Here is a 17,758-nt window from a genome sequence, read left to right as displayed (position 1 = left end):
CAAGCCTTGGAGTCGCATGGCCCTGCACGATCCCGTTCGCCTTACCCCTATCTCTCGCCAGGATCTGCGCGAGGCCTATCGCGCGGAAGAGAACGCCTGTGTCGCCCAGCGCATGGCGCAGGCGGCAGGCGCCGAGGCGAAGCATGAGGAAGCGGCAGCGCTGGCTGGGAAGCTGATCGAAGGCGCACGCCGCCGCAAAGCCTCCGGCATCGACGCTTTCCTCCACCAATACGGCCTCGCGACCGAAGAAGGCGTTGCGCTCATGTGCCTCGCCGAGGCGCTGCTGCGCGTGCCCGATGCGGCGAGCGCCGACGCGCTGATCCGCGACAAGATCGGCGATATCGACTGGTCCGAACATGTCGGCGAAAGCTCCTCCACCTTCGTTAACGCGGCGACTTTCTCGCTGATGTTGACCGGCGAAGTGCTCGAAAAGCCCGAAGAGGCGCAAAAGGGCATGGGTACGACGCTGAAGCGCGCCATGAACCGGCTGGGCGAGCCGGTCATCCGCAAGGCCACGCACACCGCCATGCGCATCCTCGGCGGCCAATTCGTCTATGGGCGAACCATCAACGAAAGCCTCAAGCGCGCCGCGCCCGAACGCGCCAAGGGGCTGACGCATAGCTTCGACATGCTCGGCGAAGCGGCAATGACCTATGCCGATGCCGAACGCTACGCCACCGCATACGAGCGCGCGATCGACCGGCTGGTGCGCGAGGCATCGGGCAAGGTCTCGACCAGCCCCGGCATTTCAGTGAAGCTCTCCGCCCTGAGTCCGAAATACACATTCCTTCACGCCGACAAGGCCGTGGGTGATCTCTTGCCCATCGTCCGCCACCTGATGACCAAGGCGCGCGATGCGAATATCCACTTCACCATCGACGCCGAGGAGGCCGACCGGCTGGAGCTGTCGATGGACATCATCGAGGCGCTGGCCCGCGATGACAGCCTCTTCATCCGCCCTGACGGCAGCCGGTGGGAGGGCTTCGGCCTTGCCATCCAGGCCTATCAGAAGCGCGGGTTGCCAATGTGCGACTGGATCGCGCGGCTGGGACGCAAATACGACCGCAAATTCTTCGTACGGCTGGTAAAGGGTGCCTATTGGGATACCGAAATCAAGCTCAGCCAGGTGGGCGGGTTCACCGATTTCCCCGTCTTCACCCGCAAGCTCGGCACCGATGTCAGCTACCTTGCCTGCGCGGAAAAGCTGCTCGCGTGCGACGACGTGATCTACGCCGCCTTTGCGACGCATAACGCCTATACGATCGGCGCGGTGAAGGCGCTGGCGAACGGTAAGGAGTTCGAGTTCCAGCGCCTGCACGGCATGGGCGAAGACGTCTATGGCGCGCTTGCGCAGGCCGAAGGAAACCGGAAGACCAACGTGCGCATCTACGCACCGACCGGAACGCACAAGGACCTGCTCGCCTATCTCGTGCGCCGCCTGCTGGAAAACGGCGCCAACTCCAGCTTCGTCAACCGAATGGCCGATGCCGAAGTACCGGTGGCGGACCTCGTCACCTGCCCGGTGGCGGACATGCGCGCGCTCGAACCCTACCGCAATCCGTCGATCCCGCTTCCGGCCGACATTTTCCCGAACCGGCCGAACTCCGCCGGGATCGACCTGTCGGATCCGCTGGTGCGCGACCCGCTACTGGCGCGGCTCGAAAAGCTGGACGCGAAGCAGTGGGTGGCCGAGCCCACCTTCATGTCTTCGGCGGAAGGCGAGATGGCGCCGATCAACAAGCCGCACGATCTCACCGCGCAGGTCGGCACGCGCCGCGATGCGCTCGATTTCGAGGTCGAGGAAGCGATTGCGCGCGCCGAGGCGATCCAGCCCGGCTGGAACGCGCTTGGCGGCGAAAAACGCGCCCTGCTGCTGGAAGCGGCGGCCGATCTCTTCGAAGACCACACCGACGAGTTCCTTTCGCTGTGCCAGCGCGAGGCGGGCAAGACGCTTCAGGACGCTGTGCTCGAACTGCGCGAGGCGGTCGACTTCCTGCGCTACTACGCCACCGAGGCGCGGCGCCTGTTCGCCGGACCCATCCCGCTGCCCGGACCCACGGGTGAGGAAAACCGCCTGTCCATGGCGGGCCGCGGCGTCTTCGCCTGCATCTCCCCGTGGAACTTCCCGCTAGCCATCTTCATCGGTCCTCCCGCTGCTGCGTTGGCGTCGGGCAACACGGTCGTTGCCAAGCCGGCCGAGCAGACTCCGCTGATCGCCGCGCTCGCGGTCGAGCTGTGCCATGAGGCGGGCATTCCCGAAGAAGCCTTCCAGCTGCTGCCGGGCGCGGGCGACGTCGGCGAGATGATCACCTCCGACCCGCGCATTGCCGGCGTGGCCTTTACCGGTTCGACTCAGACCGCGCAGGCGATCAACCGCAGCCTTGCCGGGCGCGACGGTCCGATCGCCACCTTCATCGCCGAGACCGGCGGCCAGAACGCGATGATCGTCGATTCCACCGCGCTGCCCGAACAGGTGACGCGCGACGTGGTCGCTTCGGCCTTCCAGAGCGCAGGCCAGCGCTGCTCGGCGCTGCGCGTCCTCCATATTCAGGAGGATGTCTACGACGAGATGCTGGCGATGATCCGCGGGGCGTTCGAGGCGCTGGTAATCGGCAATCCCGAGAACCTCGCCACTGATGTCGGCCCTGTGATCGACCCCGATGCGAAGACCTCGCTCGAACGCCATATCGCCCGCCGGAAGACCGGGGGATCACAGGTCTGGCGCCGCAAACTGCACCGCGGGTCGTCCAAAGGCTGCTACGTTGCGCCGACGATCATCGAGCTCGATTCCATCCTCGACCTCAAGCGCGAGAACTTCGGGCCGGTGCTCCACGTTGTGAAATACAAGGCGGCCGATATCGCGCGCGTGATGGAGGAGATCAACGCCACCGGATACGGCCTCACGCTGGGCCTGCATTCGCGTAACGACGACATGCGCGCCTTCATCGAAGCGCGCGCCCGGGTCGGCAATTTCTACGTCAACCGCAACCAGATCGGGGCGGTGGTGGAAAGCCAGCCCTTCGGCGGAGAGGGCCTGTCGGGCACCGGGCCCAAGGCCGGCGGCCCGCATTACGTCGCGCGCTTTGCCACCGAACGGGTTGTGTGCATCGACACCACGGCGGCGGGCGGTAACGCGACCCTGCTGGCGAGCTGACCGGGTAAGTCATTGCGAATCCATGGGGTGGGTGCTTTAAGTCCGCCTCATGGTTCGCATTCTCCGCTCTGCCTTGTTGCTGCTGGCTTTCGCCTGGTCGTCCATGGCGGCTGCGGCGGTCGATATCACCTTCCATTCCTTCAACGGTTCGATCCTTGCCGGTCGATACCCGCACACTTTCGTGTCGATGGAAGGAACGCTGGAGGACGGCACCCCGGTGAAGCAGAACTTCGGCTTTTCGGCCAAAAGCGCCGGCCCTGCGGTGCTTGCCGGCCCGGTGAAGCACATCGTAATGACCGAAAAGGAAAAGTGGCTGACGCGGACCAATCGCCACTTCACGCTCGCCATGACCGATGCGCAATATCGCGAGGTCCGCGCGATGGTAGAAGCCTGGCGGAACGCTCCCGGCAAGTATTACGATCTCGACACGCGCAACTGCATCCATTTTGTGGGCGAGATCGGGCGGATCATGGGGCTCGAAATAGAATATCCCAGGAAGCTGCTGCGCAAGCCCAAGAGCTGGCTCAATCACATTATGATGCTCAACCCTGCGCTGGGGCCCTCGCCGATCGACTAGGTGGCGGCGGGCCTCGCGCGCTGCTCGCCGAGGATGCTCCAGCCGGCAAGGAAGAGGCCGGCGACCAGCGGGCCGATGACGATGCCCGACAGGCCGAACAGCGCGATGCCGCCCAAGGTCGTGATAAGGATCAACCAGTCAGGGATGCCGGTGTCGCGGCCGACGAGGATCGGGCGCAAGACGTTGTCGATCATGCCGATTACGGCCACTCCCGAGACGATCACCACGACGCCTTGCCAGATGGCGCCGGTCGCCAGCAGATAGATCGCGGCGGGTACCCAGACGATGGCGGGGCCGACAGCAGGCAACAGCGAGGCGATGGCCATAATCACGCCCAAGAGCAGGACCGATGGGATGCCGACGATCCAGAAAGTGAACGCGCCGAGCGCGCCCTGCACGAGGCCGACCACCACCGAGCCCTTGATCGTCGCGCGCACGAGGACGAGGAAGCGCTCGGCCAGCCGGTCGGCAATGCCGCGTTCGAAGGGCAGGGCGGCCAGCATCTGTTCACTGATTGCGCGGCCATCGCGCAGGAGGAAGAAGCCGACATAGAGCGCGATGGCAAAGCCAAGAACGAAGCCGAAGACGCTCCCGCCGATGGCAAGCGCCTGCTGCGCGATGAGGCCAAGGCTGGCCTGCACGAATTCGGTCGCCTGCGCCTGAACCTCGCCCAGATCGCCGAGGCCTGCCCTGTCGAGCGAGGCCTGGATATTGGCGGGGAGGGCGGAGAACACCTGCTCGAAATACATGGCGACATCGATCTGCCCGTCGCGGAAGGCGAGGAAGAGCCGGGTTGCCTCGGCGACGACCGCCGAGCCGATCCACAGCGCAGGCAGGACCACCGCAAGTAGGATCACCAAGAGCGTGAGCAGCGCGGCCTGCGTCTCGCGCCCCTTCCTTCGGGTGAGGAACCAGCGGTAGAGCGGCTGGAACAGGATCGCCGCCAGCACCGCCCAGAGCAGCGGCTGGAAGAAGGGCAGGACCACCGCCAGCAAGGCCAGCGAGATCGCGGCGAGGAACAGGAGGAAGCCCCCCTGTTCGAGACGGTTCGTTGCCGCGCCTTCGCTCATCCCTGCCCCCTTCGAGCCGCGATCAGACGTCGAGATTGGCGACGTTCAATGCGTTGGCCTGTATGAATTCGCGGCGCGGTTCGACGACATCGCCCATCAGGCGGGTGAAGATCTCGTCGGTCACGTCGGCGTCCTCGACCTTCACCTGCAGCAGGGCGCGGTTCTCGGGATCGAGCGTGGTTTCCCACAGTTGCTCGGCGTCCATTTCGCCAAGACCCTTGAAGCGGCTGACCTTGAGGCCCTTGCGGCCAGCGGCCATGACCGCGTCGACCAGCTGGCTCGGCAGGATCAGCGCGTCGTCGCCGGACACCTGCATGGCGGCTTCCTCGACATCGTCGCTTTCGACCTCGGCTTCGGCCTCTTCTTCGCTGCCGCGAATAAGGCGGACGGGCGAGGCGTAGACTTCGGCGTTTTCCTGCGCGACGCGGTGGAGCTTGCGCGCCTCCGCGCTGTCGAGGAAGCGGCCCTCGATCTCGTGCACATCGGTCACGCCGCGCCAGACGCGGTGGAAGCGCACATGGCCGTCTTCGCCCAGTTCGGCGGACCATTTGGCTTCGGTGTCGCCCATCTGGAGATGCGCGGCGGCCTTGGAGAGTGCAGCCTCTCGATCTGTGCCTTCCGGGTCTAGCGCGCCGGCGATGGCCATCGCCTCGACGATTTCGGCGTTGTACTTGCGCGGCACGAAATTCATGTGGTTGCGCACCCGCAGCGCGTGCTGAACCAACGCCTCGAGATCGCCCGAGGCACGCGGGCCGCTGCCGGTTTCGAGAATACGGCCGCTCAGCCCCGCCTCGATCAGGTAGCGGTCGAAGGCCGGCTGGTCCTTGAGGTAGACTTCCGACTTGCCGCGCGTGACCTTGTAGAGCGGCGGCTGCGCGATGAAGAGATGCCCGGCCTTGACGATCTCGGGCATCTGGCGATGGAAGAAGGTCAGCAGCAGCGTGCGGATATGCGCGCCGTCGACGTCGGCGTCGGTCATGATGACGATCTTGTGATAGCGCAGCTTCTCGAGGTTGAACTCGTCGCGCAGGCCCGTGCCCATCGCCTGGATCAGCGTGCCGACTTCCTTGGACGAGATGATCCGGTCGAAGCGCGCACGCTCGACGTTGAGGATCTTGCCCTTCAGCGGAAGGATCGCCTGGTACTGGCTGTCACGGCCGTTCTTGGCCGATCCGCCTGCGGAATCGCCCTCGACCAGGAAGAGTTCGGCCTTGGAGGCATCGCGCTCGCGGCAGTCGGAAAGCTTGCCCGGCAGCGAGGCGATGCTCATCGCGCCCTTGCGGCTCATCTCGCGCGCGCGGCGTGCGGCTTCGCGGGCTGCTGCGGCGTCGATGACCTTCTGGATGATCTGCTTGGCGTCGTTGGGATTCTCCTCGAGCCATTCGGTCATCTTCTCGCCCATGAGCGATTCCAGCGGCTGGCGCACCTCAGAGGAGACCAGCTTGTCCTTGGTCTGCGAGCCGAACTTGGGATCGGGCAGCTTGACCGACACGATGGCGGTGAGGCCTTCGCGCATGTCTTCGCCCGAAAGGCTGACCTTTTCCTTCTTCATCAGCCCCGACGCGGTGGCGTAATTGTTCAGCGTCCGCGTCAGTGCGGCACGGAAGGCAGCCAGATGGGTGCCGCCATCACGCTGCGGGATGTTGTTGGTGAAGCACAGGACGTTCTCGTAATAGCTGTCGTTCCATTCGAGCGCGACATCGATACCGATGCCTTCCTTCTCGGCACTTACCGAAATGGGTTCGGCCACCAGCGCCTGCTTGTTGCGATCGAGATACTTCACGAAGGCCGCGATGCCGCCTTCATAGAACAGGTCGTGCTCCAGCGGTTCTTCGGGACGGTTGTCGCGCAGGAGAATGCGCACGCCCGAATTGAGGAAGGCAAGCTCGCGGTAACGGTGCTCCAGTTTGTCGAAATCGTACTCGATGACGTTCTTGAACGTCTCTTCCGAAGCCTTGAAAGTGACGCGCGTGCCCTTCTTGAGACCATTTTCGTCGCCATTGGACGCAACCGGCGGGGCATCGCCCACAACGCGCAGGCTCTCGACCGCATCGCCGTGCTCGAAGCGCATCCAGTGCTCCTTACCATCACGCCAGATCACGAGTTCGAGCCATTCGGAGAGGGCGTTGACCACCGAGACGCCCACGCCGTGCAGGCCGCCCGACACCTTGTAGGCGTTGTCGTCGCTGGTGTTCTCGAACTTACCGCCCGCGTGCAGCTGGGTCATGATGACCTCGGCTGCGGAGACGCCTTCTTCCTTGTGCATGTCGACCGGAATGCCGCGGCCATTGTCTTCCACGCTTACCGATCCGTCGGCGTTGAGTTCGATCAGGACGAGATCGCAGTGACCGGCCAGCGCTTCGTCGATGGCGTTGTCCGAAACTTCGAACACCATGTGGTGGAGACCCGATCCGTCGTCGGTATCGCCGATATACATGCCGGGGCGTTTGCGCACCGCATCCAGGCCCTTGAGGACCTTGATGGAATCGGAATCGTATGCGTTCTTCTTGGGGGCGTTTTCGCCGCTTTCGGGAGTGTTCTCGTCCATGCCGAGTATATAGGCTCCGCAGGGGCAAAAACCAAAGGATTTGGCCGCATTTTACCCACAGGCAAAAGGCGGACAAGTTTCAACTGAAACCGGTTGATTTAAGTCGCGTCAGGGCGCATCCATGGCTCATGCTTTCGGTGCTCGACATCTTCCGGATCGGGATCGGTCCTTCCTCCTCGCACACCGTGGGTCCGATGCGGATCGCGCGGACCTTCGTGAAGGCGCTGGCCAAGGCGGAAAAGCTGGAGCGGACGGCTCGGGTGCACACCCAGTTGCAGGGCTCGCTGGCGCTGACCGGCGTGGGTCATGGGACCCTCGATGCCTCGATCCTCGGCCTGATGGGCTTCGCCCCCGATCGCACCTGCCCCGACGAGGCGGCTGCCGCGCTCGCCCGTATGCGCGAGGCAGGGCGCCTTTCGCTGGGTGGCAAGCGCGAGATCGCGTTCGATCCCAAGGCCGATATCGAGCTGGCCGGCCACATCATCCCCGACCTCCATCCTAACGGCATGACGATCCGCGCCGAAGATGCATCGGGCGCGGTGCTGATGGAGCGGACCTATTATTCGACTGGTGGCGGCTTCGTGGCTTCCGAGGCGCAATTGAAGCGTAAGCCCAAGGACGACCGGATCAACACCGGCACCTTGGCGCCCTTCGACTTCACCAGCGCCGCCGAACTGCTCGCCAGCTGCAAGGCGACCGGCATGACGATTGCGGACCTCGTGCTGGCCAATGAGGACGTCTTCCGGCCTCGCGAGCAGACGCTGGAGGGGATCGACCGCGTGACGCGCGCGATGGATCAATGTATCGAGCGCGGGCTGACCCAGCGCGGCATCCTGCCGGGCGGCCTCAAGGTCGAACGCCGCGCGCCGGACCTGTGGGACAATCTCTCCGCCAATCCGCAATCGAACGAGCGCGAGCAACTGTTCGACTGGCTTAATTGTTACGCCATGGCGGTGAACGAGGAGAACGCGGCGGGAGGCCGTGTCGTGACCGCGCCCACCAATGGCGCGGCGGGCATCATCCCCGCCGTGATCCGCTTTTATTGCGTGACCGCAGGCGAGGACCCGTGCCGCGACAGCCGCCGGACCTTCCTGCTGACGGCGGGCGCAATCGGCCTCCTTTACAAGCAGCGCGCCAGCATCTCGGGTGCGGAGATGGGCTGCCAGGGCGAGGTAGGGGTTGCCTGCTCCATGGCAGCGGGCGGCCTCGCCGCGCTATGGGGTGCCTCACCCGTGCAGATCGCCAGCGCCGCCGAGATCGGCATGGAGCACAACCTCGGACTCACCTGCGATCCGGTCGGCGGGCTGGTGCAGGTGCCCTGTATCGAGCGCAACGCGATCGGGGCGGTGAAAGCGGTCAACGCCGCACGCCTCGCGCTCCACCGCACGGGCGCGGAAACGTTAGTCAGCCTCGACCAGGTGATCGAGACTATGCGCCAGACCGGTCTCGACATGAGCAACAAGTACAAGGAAACCAGCCAGGGCGGGCTCGCGGTGAACGTCATCGAATGCTGACTCGACACATGCCGCCGTCCCCCTAGGGTAAACGCATGGGAGAGAATCAGCCACTGGCCGAGCCCTTCGGCAATTTCAGCGACATCATTTCCGCCAATGCGCAGGCGCTGGGCGACACGGTCGCGCTGAAGGACGAAAAGGGCGACCTCAGCTGGGCAGAGCTTGGCGACCGGGTCGAGCGCATCGCGGCGAGGCTCCTCGAGGAGGGGCTGCAGCGCGGCCAGTCGGTCGCCATCCTCGGGCTTTCGAGTGTGAACTACGCGCTCGTTTTCCTCGCTGCCGTACGGGCGGGCGGCGTCGCGGCGCCGCTCACCACCAGCGCCAGCGCGGAGCAGCTCGAAGGCATGGCGAGCGATTCGGGCGCGACCCACATCTTCATCGACCGCGCGAAGATGAGCGAGTTGGGGAGCATGTTCTCCCGCAGGATGCGATGCATCGTGCTCGACGAGGAGTTGGACGAGTGGATGGCGCCCGAAGGCACCGTTGCCCCGCCGGTCGACCACCAGTCCTCGGACCCGTTCAACATCATCTATTCAAGCGGCACCACGGGCACCCCCAAGGGGATCGTCCACTCGCATCAGATGCGCTGGCGGCAGTTCGCGGCGACGGCGGCAAGCTGGCTGGAGAACGGCTTCGATGTGCGCAGCCTGGCTACGACGCCGCTCTATTCGAACACCACCATGGTCGCCTTCCTGCCCGCGCTGCTAGCGGGGGGAACCGTCCGGGTCATGGGCAAGTTCGCAACCGAGCGGTGGCTCGCCCATGCAGAGGCCGATCGCACCACGATCACGATGCTGGTCCCGGTGCAATACCAGCGCATGATGGATGAGCCGCGATTTGGCGATTTCGACCTTTCGTCGCTCCAGCTCAAATACTGCACTTCCGCGCCATTCTCGCCCCAACTCAAGCGCGAGGTGCTGGAGCGCATGCCGGGCGCGCTGATCGAAATCTATTCGATGACCGAGGGCGGGGTCGTCTGCCTGCTCGAAGCGCACAAGTTTCCCGACAAGCTCCACACCGTCGGCCGGCCTGCGCCGGGCAGCGAGCTGAAAGTGCTCGACGACCAGGATCGCGAGGTCGCTCCCGGCACGCCGGGTAACCTCGTCGGCCGCAGCCAGACCATGATGAGCGGCTACAAGAACCGGCCCGAGCAGACGCAGGAAGGCTACTGGACCGACCCCGAAACGGGCGAGGTCTGGCAGCGGATGGGCGATATCGGCCGCGTCGATGCGCAAGGCTTCGTCGAACTCGTCGGCCGCGCCAAGGACATGATCATTTCGGGCGGGTTCAACATCTATCCCGTCGACCTTGAGAATGCGCTGCTCGAGGATGATACCGTCCTCGAAGCGGCGGTAATCGGCGTGCCGTCGCGCCGATGGGGCGAGACGCCCGTCGGCTTTGTCCGGCTCGCCGAAGACGCGCGCGAAGCGGAAGCAGTGCGGGAGTCGGTGAACGCGCGGCTCGGCAAGACCCAGCGGCTCGCGCAGCTGCATGCGATCGACGAGATGCCCCGCAGCCATATCGGCAAACTGCTCAAGACGGAGCTGCGCGCAGAAGCGGAACGCCGGGGCCTGCCGGACTAGGCGCAGCGCGTTCGAGACGCGGCGCCGACACGGGGGGAGGGGGAGAGGAGTGTGTGGGCGGCCGCGTCTCTACTCGCTGCCATATCGCCTCTCGGGAAAGCGGCACTTGCGCTAGGAGTCGCAAGGGTCTTTCGAACCGGCTCGCTGGCCGAGAGGAAGGCGACGACAGCTTCTCTTGGGGAAGGGACTGCCGCCATCTCTGGACCGGCCGGGACTGCTTGGGAGGGACGTCCGTGGCCGGGTGTGAGGCGCGAAATAATGTTGCCGACACGCGAACAAAAGTGAGAAAAGGTCAGGGTATGTTGCGTTTTGCGCAAGGGCGATCCGCCGCCCGCGTCCGTGGGCCCTGGCCTCTCATGTTTGCATTGAATGCAAGATTACGACATCCTTCCGGCAAAACAGTGGGTTGCCGAGTCGTATCCGGGGTCGCTTCCGGAGGAGCAGCTTGGCGAAAGGACGCTACAAGGCATTCATCAGCTACTCGCACCGCGACAGGCGGGTGGCGAACTGGCTGCATGGGCAGCTGGAACGCTTCAAGATCCCCGACGGAATAGAAGCGCCCGGCCTTCAGGATGGCTTGCGACCCATCTTCAAGGATCGCGAAGAACTGCCTGCCTCCGAAGATCTCGGCGCCGCGCTGGAAAGCGCCATAACGAACAGCGACGCCCTCATCGTCCTGTGCTCGCCGCACGCGGCCATATCCCCCTGGATCGCGCGCGAGATCGACCTGTTCAAGCGGGTCAACGGCGATGCGCGGGTCTTCCCGGCCGTGATCGACGGGGAGGCCCCTTACAACATGCCTCCTCCGCTGCTGGTCCATTACGAGGACGGCACCCCGACCGACCAGCTGGCCGAACCGATCGCCGCCGACCTGAGGCCCGAGGCCGACGGCCGCAAGCTCGGTGTCCAGAAGTTGGTTGCAGGGCTCACGGGAATCCCGCTCGATGACCTGGTCGATCGGCAGGCCCGCCAGCGCAATCGCCACATGGTAATGGTGGCGGGAATATCGTTCGTCGGCATGCTCCTCGCGCTCGGTCTGGCGCTATACGCCACCAACCAACGCGATACCGCCCGGGCCGAGCGGGCCGAAGCCAACGGGCTGATCGAATATATGCTGACCGACCTGCGGGAGGAACTCGAGCCGGTCGGCCGGCTCGACCTCCTCGACGGAGTGGGTGCGCGCGCGATGGAATATTACGCCTCGCAGGAGGTCGCCGATCTCACCGCCGAGGAACTGGCCCGCCGCGCCCGGGCGGTGCAGCTTGTCGCGGAGATGCACAACCTACGTGGGGACAACGAGAAAGCGCTGCCCGCCTTCCAGCAAGTGGCCCGAACGACTGCAGAGCTCGTGGAGCGCGATCCTGACGATACCGATGCGTTGTTTGCGCATGGCCAGAGCCTTTATTGGGTCGGGTATATCGCCTGGCAGCGCGGCGATATGGGCGAAGCGCGCACATCGCTCGAAGGCTATGCAGTCATTTCCACGCGCCTGGCGGCGATGGATCCGTCGAACCGCGATTGGCAGATGGAGGAAAGCTACGCGCTCTCGAATCTGGGCACTCTCGCCTCGGATGACGGAGACTATGGCAAGGCGCTCCCCCTGTTCGAGAAAAGCGTCGCCATCGTGGAGCGCGTAGCACGCGCGGAGGACCGGTCCGCCGCGCGTCTGATCGAGTGGGGTGAAGGCATATCGTGGATCGCCAACACGCATGATCGCATGGGAAATTTTGCCAAGGCCGCTACCGCACTCGATCGGGAAATCTCTCTCTACGAAGAAGTCCTGCAAAGCGATCCGGCCAATGCGGATGCGACGCGCCCGCTGATGTTCGCGCGCCAGCAGCAGGGCTGGCTACTCGCGGCAAGCGGCGAGCCGCGCGAGGCTCGCAAGGTGCTTGATGCGGCGACAGGCCTCGCTGACCGGCTGTTGAAACAGGATGAAGATCACACCTGGAGCATCGAGATGGCGATCTCCGCTCTCGCGACGCGCGCCATCCTCAACTGGTCCGAGGGCCGCGATGCCGAAGCGACGCGGGATTTCGATCGCGCGGAAAGCCTGCTTGCGGACCTGCGCAAACGGGACCCCAAGAACGTCAAATGGAGCGTCGACCGGCTTTCGTCGCTTCAGCTCTCGCGTTCGCTGACAGACGAAGCTTCGCTGCCGATCGACACGCAGCTCGCCTTGGCGCGCAAGTGGATCGCCGCGCTCGGTCAATCGGGGCAACCGCCCTCCTGGCAACTGGTCGCCGCGCATCTAGTCGAGGGTTCAGCCCTTCGCCGCAAGGGCGATCGCGCCGCTTCCGCCGCCGCCTATGCCAGAGCCATCGCGCTCGAGAACGAGGCTGAGGGTATCAATGTAAACATGATCGCCTTGCGGGCCGTGGCTGCCGACCGCCTCGGCCAGACCGCGCTCGCACGCGAATTGCGACAGCGGCTTTCATCACGGGGAATAAACGCACTGCTTGACCGGAGGATCGCAATTTGAACCCCGATAACGACGAGGAGAAAACGATGACGAAGATCGAAGTCAATGTGTTCGGCTACGACCCCAAGTGGAAAGACGGGGGTCCGCACAATTACTTTACGGGCAAGTTCGTCTACCAGCAGATTTGCCCGGAGGATCAGCAGTTTATGGACACCAAGGGCAACCTCAATCTCGAAAGTCTTGAGATCACCGACGAGGTGGAGATCATCTACAACTGGGTGTCGCCATGGGTCGCGAATGGCGGAAAACTTTTCAAAGCGGAGTTTTGGAAGGAGCCTGACGACAACTTCTGGGTCGTGAAGGGGAACGGCAAACCCAAACTATCGGATAAGGCCCCGGGGACAGGCCAATTCGTCGTCGAGCGATTGTCCCCCACCAAACTGAAGGTCACCGACAAAAACGACGACACGAAACACTACACATACGCGATTGCTGTACGCCTTTTTTACGCCGAACAGGAGGAGCCGGACAAAAGCGAAGGGGAATTCTTCGTCGACGATCCCAAGATCACCAATCGCGGGAACAACCGGGTGGTGCGCTAGAATTCCCGGAGCGACGACCAGGCTTTCCTGACGTACCTTTCGGTTGGGTTCCCGGCGGCAATTCGCCGGTGCTTCTTGCCCTTCGGCTCGTGCATCCTTAACGCGCGGCGCATGGACCAAGCGCACCTCCCCGATTCCATCCTCATCGTCGATTTCGGCAGCCAGGTTACCCAGCTGATCGCACGCCGAGTGCGCGAGGCGGGGGTCTATTCCGAGATCGCGCCTTTCACACAGGCCGAGGAGGCGTTCCATCGCCTGAAACCCAGGGGCGTGATCCTTTCTGGCAGCCCGGCGAGCGTGCCCGATGCGGATAGCCCGCGCGCGCCCGAAGTGATCTTCGACAGCAAGGTCCCGATCCTCGGCATTTGCTACGGCCAGCAGGTGATGACCGACCAGCTTGGCGGCGAAGTCCGTCCCGGTCACGAAACCGGTGAAGGCGGCGAATTCGGCCGTGCGTTCTGCGAAGTGACCGAGAAATGCGTGCTGTTCGACGGCCTCTGGAAGCCGGGCGAAACGCACCAGGTGTGGATGAGCCACGGCGACAAGGTCACCCGCATCGCCGAGGGTTTCCGCATCGTCGCCACCAGCCCCGGCGCGCCCTTCGCGCTCATCGCCGACGACGAGCGCCGCTATTACGGTACGCAGTTCCACCCCGAGGTCGTCCACACGCCCGACGGCGGCAAGCTGCTCGCCAATTTCGTGCGCCATGTCTGTGGCCTCACGAGCGACTGGACGATGGCCGAATTCCGCAAGACCAAGATCGAGGAAATCCGCGCTCAGGTGGGTGACGGCAAGGTCATCTGCGGCCTGTCGGGCGGCGTCGACAGCGCGGTTGCCGCAGTCCTCATCCACGAGGCGATTGGCGACCAGCTGACCTGCGTCTTCGTCGACCACGGGCTGATGCGCATGAACGAGGCCGAGCAGGTCGTCACCCTGTTCCGCGACCATTACAATATCCCGCTGGTCCATGTGAACGCGGAGGAAATGTTCCTCGGCGGTCTCGAGGGTCAGACCGACCCGGAGAAAAAGCGCAAGTTCATCGGCGGCGCCTTCATCGACCTGTTCGAGGCCGAGGCGAAGAAAATCGGCGGCGCGGATTTCCTCGCGCAGGGCACGCTCTATCCCGACGTGATCGAAAGCGTCAGCTTCACCGGCGGGCCGAGCGTCACGATCAAGAGCCACCACAATGTCGGCGGCCTGCCCGAACGCATGAACATGGAACTGGTCGAGCCCTTGCGCGAACTGTTCAAGGACGAAGTGCGCGACCTGGGCCGCGAACTTGGCCTGCCCGAAGTCTTCGTCGGTCGCCATCCTTTCCCCGGCCCCGGCCTCGCGATTCGCATCCCGGGCGAAGTGACCAAGGAGCGCTGCGACATCCTGCGCAAGGCCGACGCCATTTATCTCGAGGAGATCCGCAACGCGGGACTGTACGACGCGATCTGGCAAGCCTTCGCCGTGCTGCTGCCGGTCAAGACCGTTGGGGTTATGGGCGACGGGCGGACCTATGACAGCGTCTGCGGCCTGCGCGCCGTGACCAGCACCGATGGCATGACGGCCGACATCTATCCCTTCGACGCCGCCTTCCTCAGCCGCGTGGCGACGCGCATCATCAACGAGGTGAAGGGCATCAACCGCGTGGTCTACGACTATACGTCGAAACCGCCCGGTACCATCGAGTGGGAGTGAGTGTCCGGTTCACCGTGCGGCCTGCACATCGGCGGAGCGGGCTAACCTTCCGTCCGACGTGTGAATCTACCCGGCCTTTTCGTCACCGGGTTCTGTAGAGGATTGCTCGCCCAGGAATTCAGCCTATCGCGAAAACGGATGTAACAATCGCTCCGTGTGACGCCGCGAACGACTAGGAACGTCGGCGCAGGCGGTCCGTTCGGCAGGTGTCACCCGATACGGAAGGGATTGCCATGAAACTCTCGACTGCCGCCTTCACCGCCACCGCCGCTCTCGCCCTGACTGGCTGCGAGACCGTTCAGCAGACTTATACCGAAGCGATCTCCTCGACTTACACCGCAGAATTGTCGGGCGCGAACGAGGTGCATCCGGGCGACCCCGATGGCTCCGGAACCGCCGACATCAGCTTCGCCGACGAACTCACCCGCGTGTGCTGGGACCTCAACGACCTTGAAGGCCTTGGCCCCGTCACTGGCGCGCATATCCACCGCGGCGGGGCCGGTGTGGATGGTCCGGTCGTGCTCGCGCTCAAGCAGGCGACCGAAGGCGGCTGGCGCGGTTGCTCGTCCGACACCAGCTGGGTGCAGCAGGCTTTCGACGAAGGGCTCCAGAACTATTACGTCAACGTGCACACGGCCGAATATCCGAAGGGCGCGATCCGCGGCCAGTTGCGCCAGTAACCCGTTCTACGAACCCATGACCGACCAGCTCCCGCTCGGTCCCGATCCGCGCACCGAGACGCTGCGCCGGTTGCAGGCGCTGCTCGTCCAGCGGTTCGGAAGGGTCGAGCGCGCGGCGGCGGAGTGGCGGCGGCCCGAATGGGTGCTGGTGCAGGGCGTCATCGGCGCGCGGACCAAGTCGGAAGTGTCGAACGCGGCGACCGACCGGTTGCTCAAGCGCTACGGTTCGTGGGAGGGGGTGGCCAAAGCGCCGCTAGAGGAATTGCAGGCGGAACTTGCCACCCAGACCTATCCCAACATCGCGGCGGAACGGCTGAAGGCCAGCCTCACCGCGCTCATCGAGCTGCGCGGTTTGGTCGATCTGTCGCACTTGGCCGAGATGGAAACGCTGCCCGCCATGCGCTGGCTCGAGCAATTGCCGGGCATCGGGCGCAAGATCGCGGCAGGCGTAATGAACGCCTCTACGCTGGACCGGCCCGCGATCGTCCTAGATGGTCATCATACGCGCATCCTGCAGCGCATGGGGCTGGTGCCGCCCAAGGCGTCCACCGACCGTGCGTTTGAGGTGATCATGCCGGTGATGCCCAAGGAGTGGCATGGCGCAGATTTCGACGAGCATCACCTGCTGATGAAAAAGCTCGGCCAGACCACTTGCCGCCCCGCTGCACCCGATTGCGCCGCGTGCCTCGCCCTGCCGCTGTGCAAGTCCGGAACTGCGCGGGTCGGCGACCGCTGAAAGATCATGTTGAGCGCAGACGAAGTCGAGGAGGTCTACCGCACATTGGCGCGCGAAATGCCGGGGCGCACGCGCGGGGCGAAGGGACCCAAGGGCCAGCCCGACGCGTTCCGCTCCTGCATTTCCTGCATACTTTCGGCCCAGTCGCTCGACCGCAACACAGCCAGGGCTGCGCGCGCCCTTTTTGCCTTGGCAACGACGCCCGAGGCGATGCTGGAGCTCGACGACAGCGCGATTGCCGCAGCCATCAAGCCATGCGGGCTCTACAACACCAAGACCCGTTCGATCCGGCGCTTCTGCGAGGCCCTGCTGGCCGAGCATGGCGGGGTCGTGCCTGACACGCGCGAAGGGTTGATGCGCCTGCCCGGCATCGGTCGCAAATGCGCCGATATCGTGCTCAGTTTCACCTTCGGGAAGGACGTCATCGCGGTCGACACCCATGTCCACCGCGTCTGCAACCGCATCGGGCTGACGGCTGCGAAGACGGCCGAAAAGACCGCGGCCCAACTGGACGAGCGCTCGCCGGAATGGGCGCTAGGCGACGGGCATTTCTGGCTGGTCCAGTTCGGCAAGCGCATCTGCACTGCACGCGCGCCCAAATGCCAGACGTGCCCGGTGGGCTCCCTGTGCGAGGCCTATCCGGCTCGCTCGTGAAGCATGGCTAGGTTCGCGCGGCCAGGCCGCCTGTCTCACTCTCGCGGTCAGCCTTCGGCGTCGGCAGCCCGATAGGGCACGAAGTCGTCGAGGAAGATGACGCCGGAGAAAAAATTGCCCGCGCGGCTGTAGGTCGTGATGTGGTCGGTCCGGCACAGCGAAGTGGCGCTGAAGCGGTCGATCACCATGTAGTCGCTGTCGTCGATGGCGCCTGGCGAGCGGGTGTAGTTAACCCAGATGGTATCGCCGTCGCGATAGACCAGCGCGGTGTCGTCGATGCTGGTGATGGAGCGTGAGCCGATTGTGCGGATGCAGCGTTCCGGTTCGCCCGCAACGCGTCCGTCGAGCATCTTGGCGAGCTTCATCTCGCCCTTGGTCAGCTCGGCGTGTTCCTGTGCCTGCAAGGCGGGTGCACCGAGCATGGCGATGGCGGCAGTGGCAAGGGCTAGGCGTTTGAGCATGGCGAGTCTCCTAAGATGCTAGAACATATACCAAACGCGCGCTGAATGCACGCTGACTGGCCCCCCGAGGC

Annotated in this window: 13 protein-coding genes; 10 read left to right on the top strand and 3 right to left on the bottom strand. The window is 64.4% G+C overall.

Annotated elements, in window-relative coordinates:
• The first annotated feature begins 16 nt into the window (after positions 1-16).
• A complete protein-coding gene (gene putA / locus ED21_RS04440; protein ID WP_006832642.1) occupies positions 17-3,154 on the top strand; it encodes a bifunctional proline dehydrogenase/L-glutamate gamma-semialdehyde dehydrogenase PutA in 3,138 nt (1,045 codons plus the stop codon).
• Between the two features lie 49 nt (positions 3,155-3,203).
• Positions 3,204-3,731 carry a hypothetical protein gene (locus tag ED21_RS04435; protein ID WP_006832641.1) on the top strand — a complete coding sequence of 176 codons (528 nt, stop codon included), beginning with the start codon at positions 3,204-3,206 and terminating at the stop codon, positions 3,729-3,731.
• Here ED21_RS04435 and ED21_RS04430 read toward each other — a convergent pair.
• Positions 3,728-4,801, bottom strand: a complete 1,074-nt coding sequence (locus ED21_RS04430; protein ID WP_006832640.1) for an AI-2E family transporter — start codon at positions 4,799-4,801, stop codon at positions 3,728-3,730. The two genes, ED21_RS04435 and ED21_RS04430, sit on opposite strands and share 4 nt — an antisense overlap.
• A gap of 22 nt (positions 4,802-4,823) precedes the next feature.
• Positions 4,824-7,349 (bottom strand): DNA topoisomerase (ATP-hydrolyzing) subunit B, encoded by a 2,526-nt coding sequence (gene gyrB, locus ED21_RS04425; RefSeq protein ID WP_006832639.1) that lies wholly within the window; start codon positions 7,347-7,349, stop codon positions 4,824-4,826.
• Between the two features lie 128 nt (positions 7,350-7,477).
• On the opposite strand from gyrB, the gene ED21_RS04420 reads away from it, so the two are divergent.
• The 8 genes from ED21_RS04420 (at position 7,478) to nth (ED21_RS04385) (ending at position 17,226) form a co-directional block, all read left to right on the top strand.
• On the top strand, positions 7,478-8,863 hold the full coding sequence (locus ED21_RS04420) for an L-serine ammonia-lyase (RefSeq protein ID WP_006832638.1): 1,386 nt from the start codon (positions 7,478-7,480) through the stop codon (positions 8,861-8,863).
• A gap of 35 nt (positions 8,864-8,898) precedes the next feature.
• On the top strand, positions 8,899-10,446 hold the full coding sequence (locus ED21_RS04415; protein WP_006832637.1) for a class I adenylate-forming enzyme family protein: 1,548 nt from the start codon (positions 8,899-8,901) through the stop codon (positions 10,444-10,446).
• A 445-nt stretch (positions 10,447-10,891) separates the two neighbouring features.
• Positions 10,892-12,928, top strand: a complete 2,037-nt coding sequence (locus ED21_RS14630) for a TIR domain-containing protein (protein ID WP_006832636.1) — start codon at positions 10,892-10,894, stop codon at positions 12,926-12,928.
• 26 nt (positions 12,929-12,954) lie between these two features.
• Entirely contained in the window at positions 12,955-13,470 is a 516-nt protein-coding gene (locus tag ED21_RS04405; RefSeq protein WP_034921415.1) for a hypothetical protein, read from the top strand.
• Between the two features lie 111 nt (positions 13,471-13,581).
• Complete coding sequence (gene guaA, locus ED21_RS04400) at positions 13,582-15,156, top strand: glutamine-hydrolyzing GMP synthase (RefSeq protein WP_006832634.1); 1,575 nt, start codon at positions 13,582-13,584, stop codon at positions 15,154-15,156.
• 233 nt (positions 15,157-15,389) lie between these two features.
• Positions 15,390-15,836 carry a CHRD domain-containing protein gene (locus tag ED21_RS04395; RefSeq protein WP_006832633.1) on the top strand — a complete coding sequence of 149 codons (447 nt, stop codon included), beginning with the start codon at positions 15,390-15,392 and terminating at the stop codon, positions 15,834-15,836.
• A gap of 16 nt (positions 15,837-15,852) precedes the next feature.
• A complete protein-coding gene (nth, locus tag ED21_RS04390) occupies positions 15,853-16,572 on the top strand; it encodes an endonuclease III (RefSeq protein WP_006832632.1) in 720 nt (239 codons plus the stop codon).
• Positions 16,573-16,578: 6 nt separating this feature from the next.
• The gene (gene nth, locus ED21_RS04385) at positions 16,579-17,226 is read left to right on the top strand and encodes an endonuclease III (protein WP_006832631.1); all 648 of its coding nucleotides are present in this window, start codon (positions 16,579-16,581) and stop codon (positions 17,224-17,226) included.
• Between the two features lie 47 nt (positions 17,227-17,273).
• On the opposite strand, the gene ED21_RS04380 is transcribed toward nth (ED21_RS04385), so the two are convergent.
• On the bottom strand, positions 17,274-17,687 hold the full coding sequence (locus ED21_RS04380) for a hypothetical protein (RefSeq protein WP_006832630.1): 414 nt from the start codon (positions 17,685-17,687) through the stop codon (positions 17,274-17,276).
• Between the last annotated feature and the right edge of the window lie 71 nt (positions 17,688-17,758).

The organism is Erythrobacter sp. SD-21 (genome assembly GCF_000181515.1).
Lineage (GTDB): Bacteria > Pseudomonadota > Alphaproteobacteria > Sphingomonadales > Sphingomonadaceae > Qipengyuania.
This window is presented reverse-complemented; position numbering and strand designations above follow the sequence as displayed.

Coding starts and splice junctions, on each gene's coding strand:
- putA (WP_006832642.1), top strand. CDS start 17: ATGGCCCTGCACGATCCCGTTCGCCTTACCCCTATCTCTCGCCAGGAT.
- ED21_RS04435 (WP_006832641.1), top strand. CDS start 3,204: ATGGTTCGCATTCTCCGCTCTGCCTTGTTGCTGCTGGCTTTCGCCTGG.
- ED21_RS04430 (WP_006832640.1), bottom strand. CDS start 4,801: ATGAGCGAAGGCGCGGCAACGAACCGTCTCGAACAGGGGGGCTTCCTC.
- gyrB (WP_006832639.1), bottom strand. CDS start 7,349: ATGGACGAGAACACTCCCGAAAGCGGCGAAAACGCCCCCAAGAAGAAC.
- ED21_RS04420 (WP_006832638.1), top strand. CDS start 7,478: ATGCTTTCGGTGCTCGACATCTTCCGGATCGGGATCGGTCCTTCCTCC.
- ED21_RS04415 (WP_006832637.1), top strand. CDS start 8,899: ATGGGAGAGAATCAGCCACTGGCCGAGCCCTTCGGCAATTTCAGCGAC.
- ED21_RS04405 (WP_034921415.1), top strand. CDS start 12,955: ATGACGAAGATCGAAGTCAATGTGTTCGGCTACGACCCCAAGTGGAAA.
- guaA (WP_006832634.1), top strand. CDS start 13,582: ATGGACCAAGCGCACCTCCCCGATTCCATCCTCATCGTCGATTTCGGC.
- ED21_RS04395 (WP_006832633.1), top strand. CDS start 15,390: ATGAAACTCTCGACTGCCGCCTTCACCGCCACCGCCGCTCTCGCCCTG.
- nth (WP_006832632.1), top strand. CDS start 15,853: ATGACCGACCAGCTCCCGCTCGGTCCCGATCCGCGCACCGAGACGCTG.
- nth (WP_006832631.1), top strand. CDS start 16,579: ATGTTGAGCGCAGACGAAGTCGAGGAGGTCTACCGCACATTGGCGCGC.
- ED21_RS04380 (WP_006832630.1), bottom strand. CDS start 17,687: ATGCTCAAACGCCTAGCCCTTGCCACTGCCGCCATCGCCATGCTCGGT.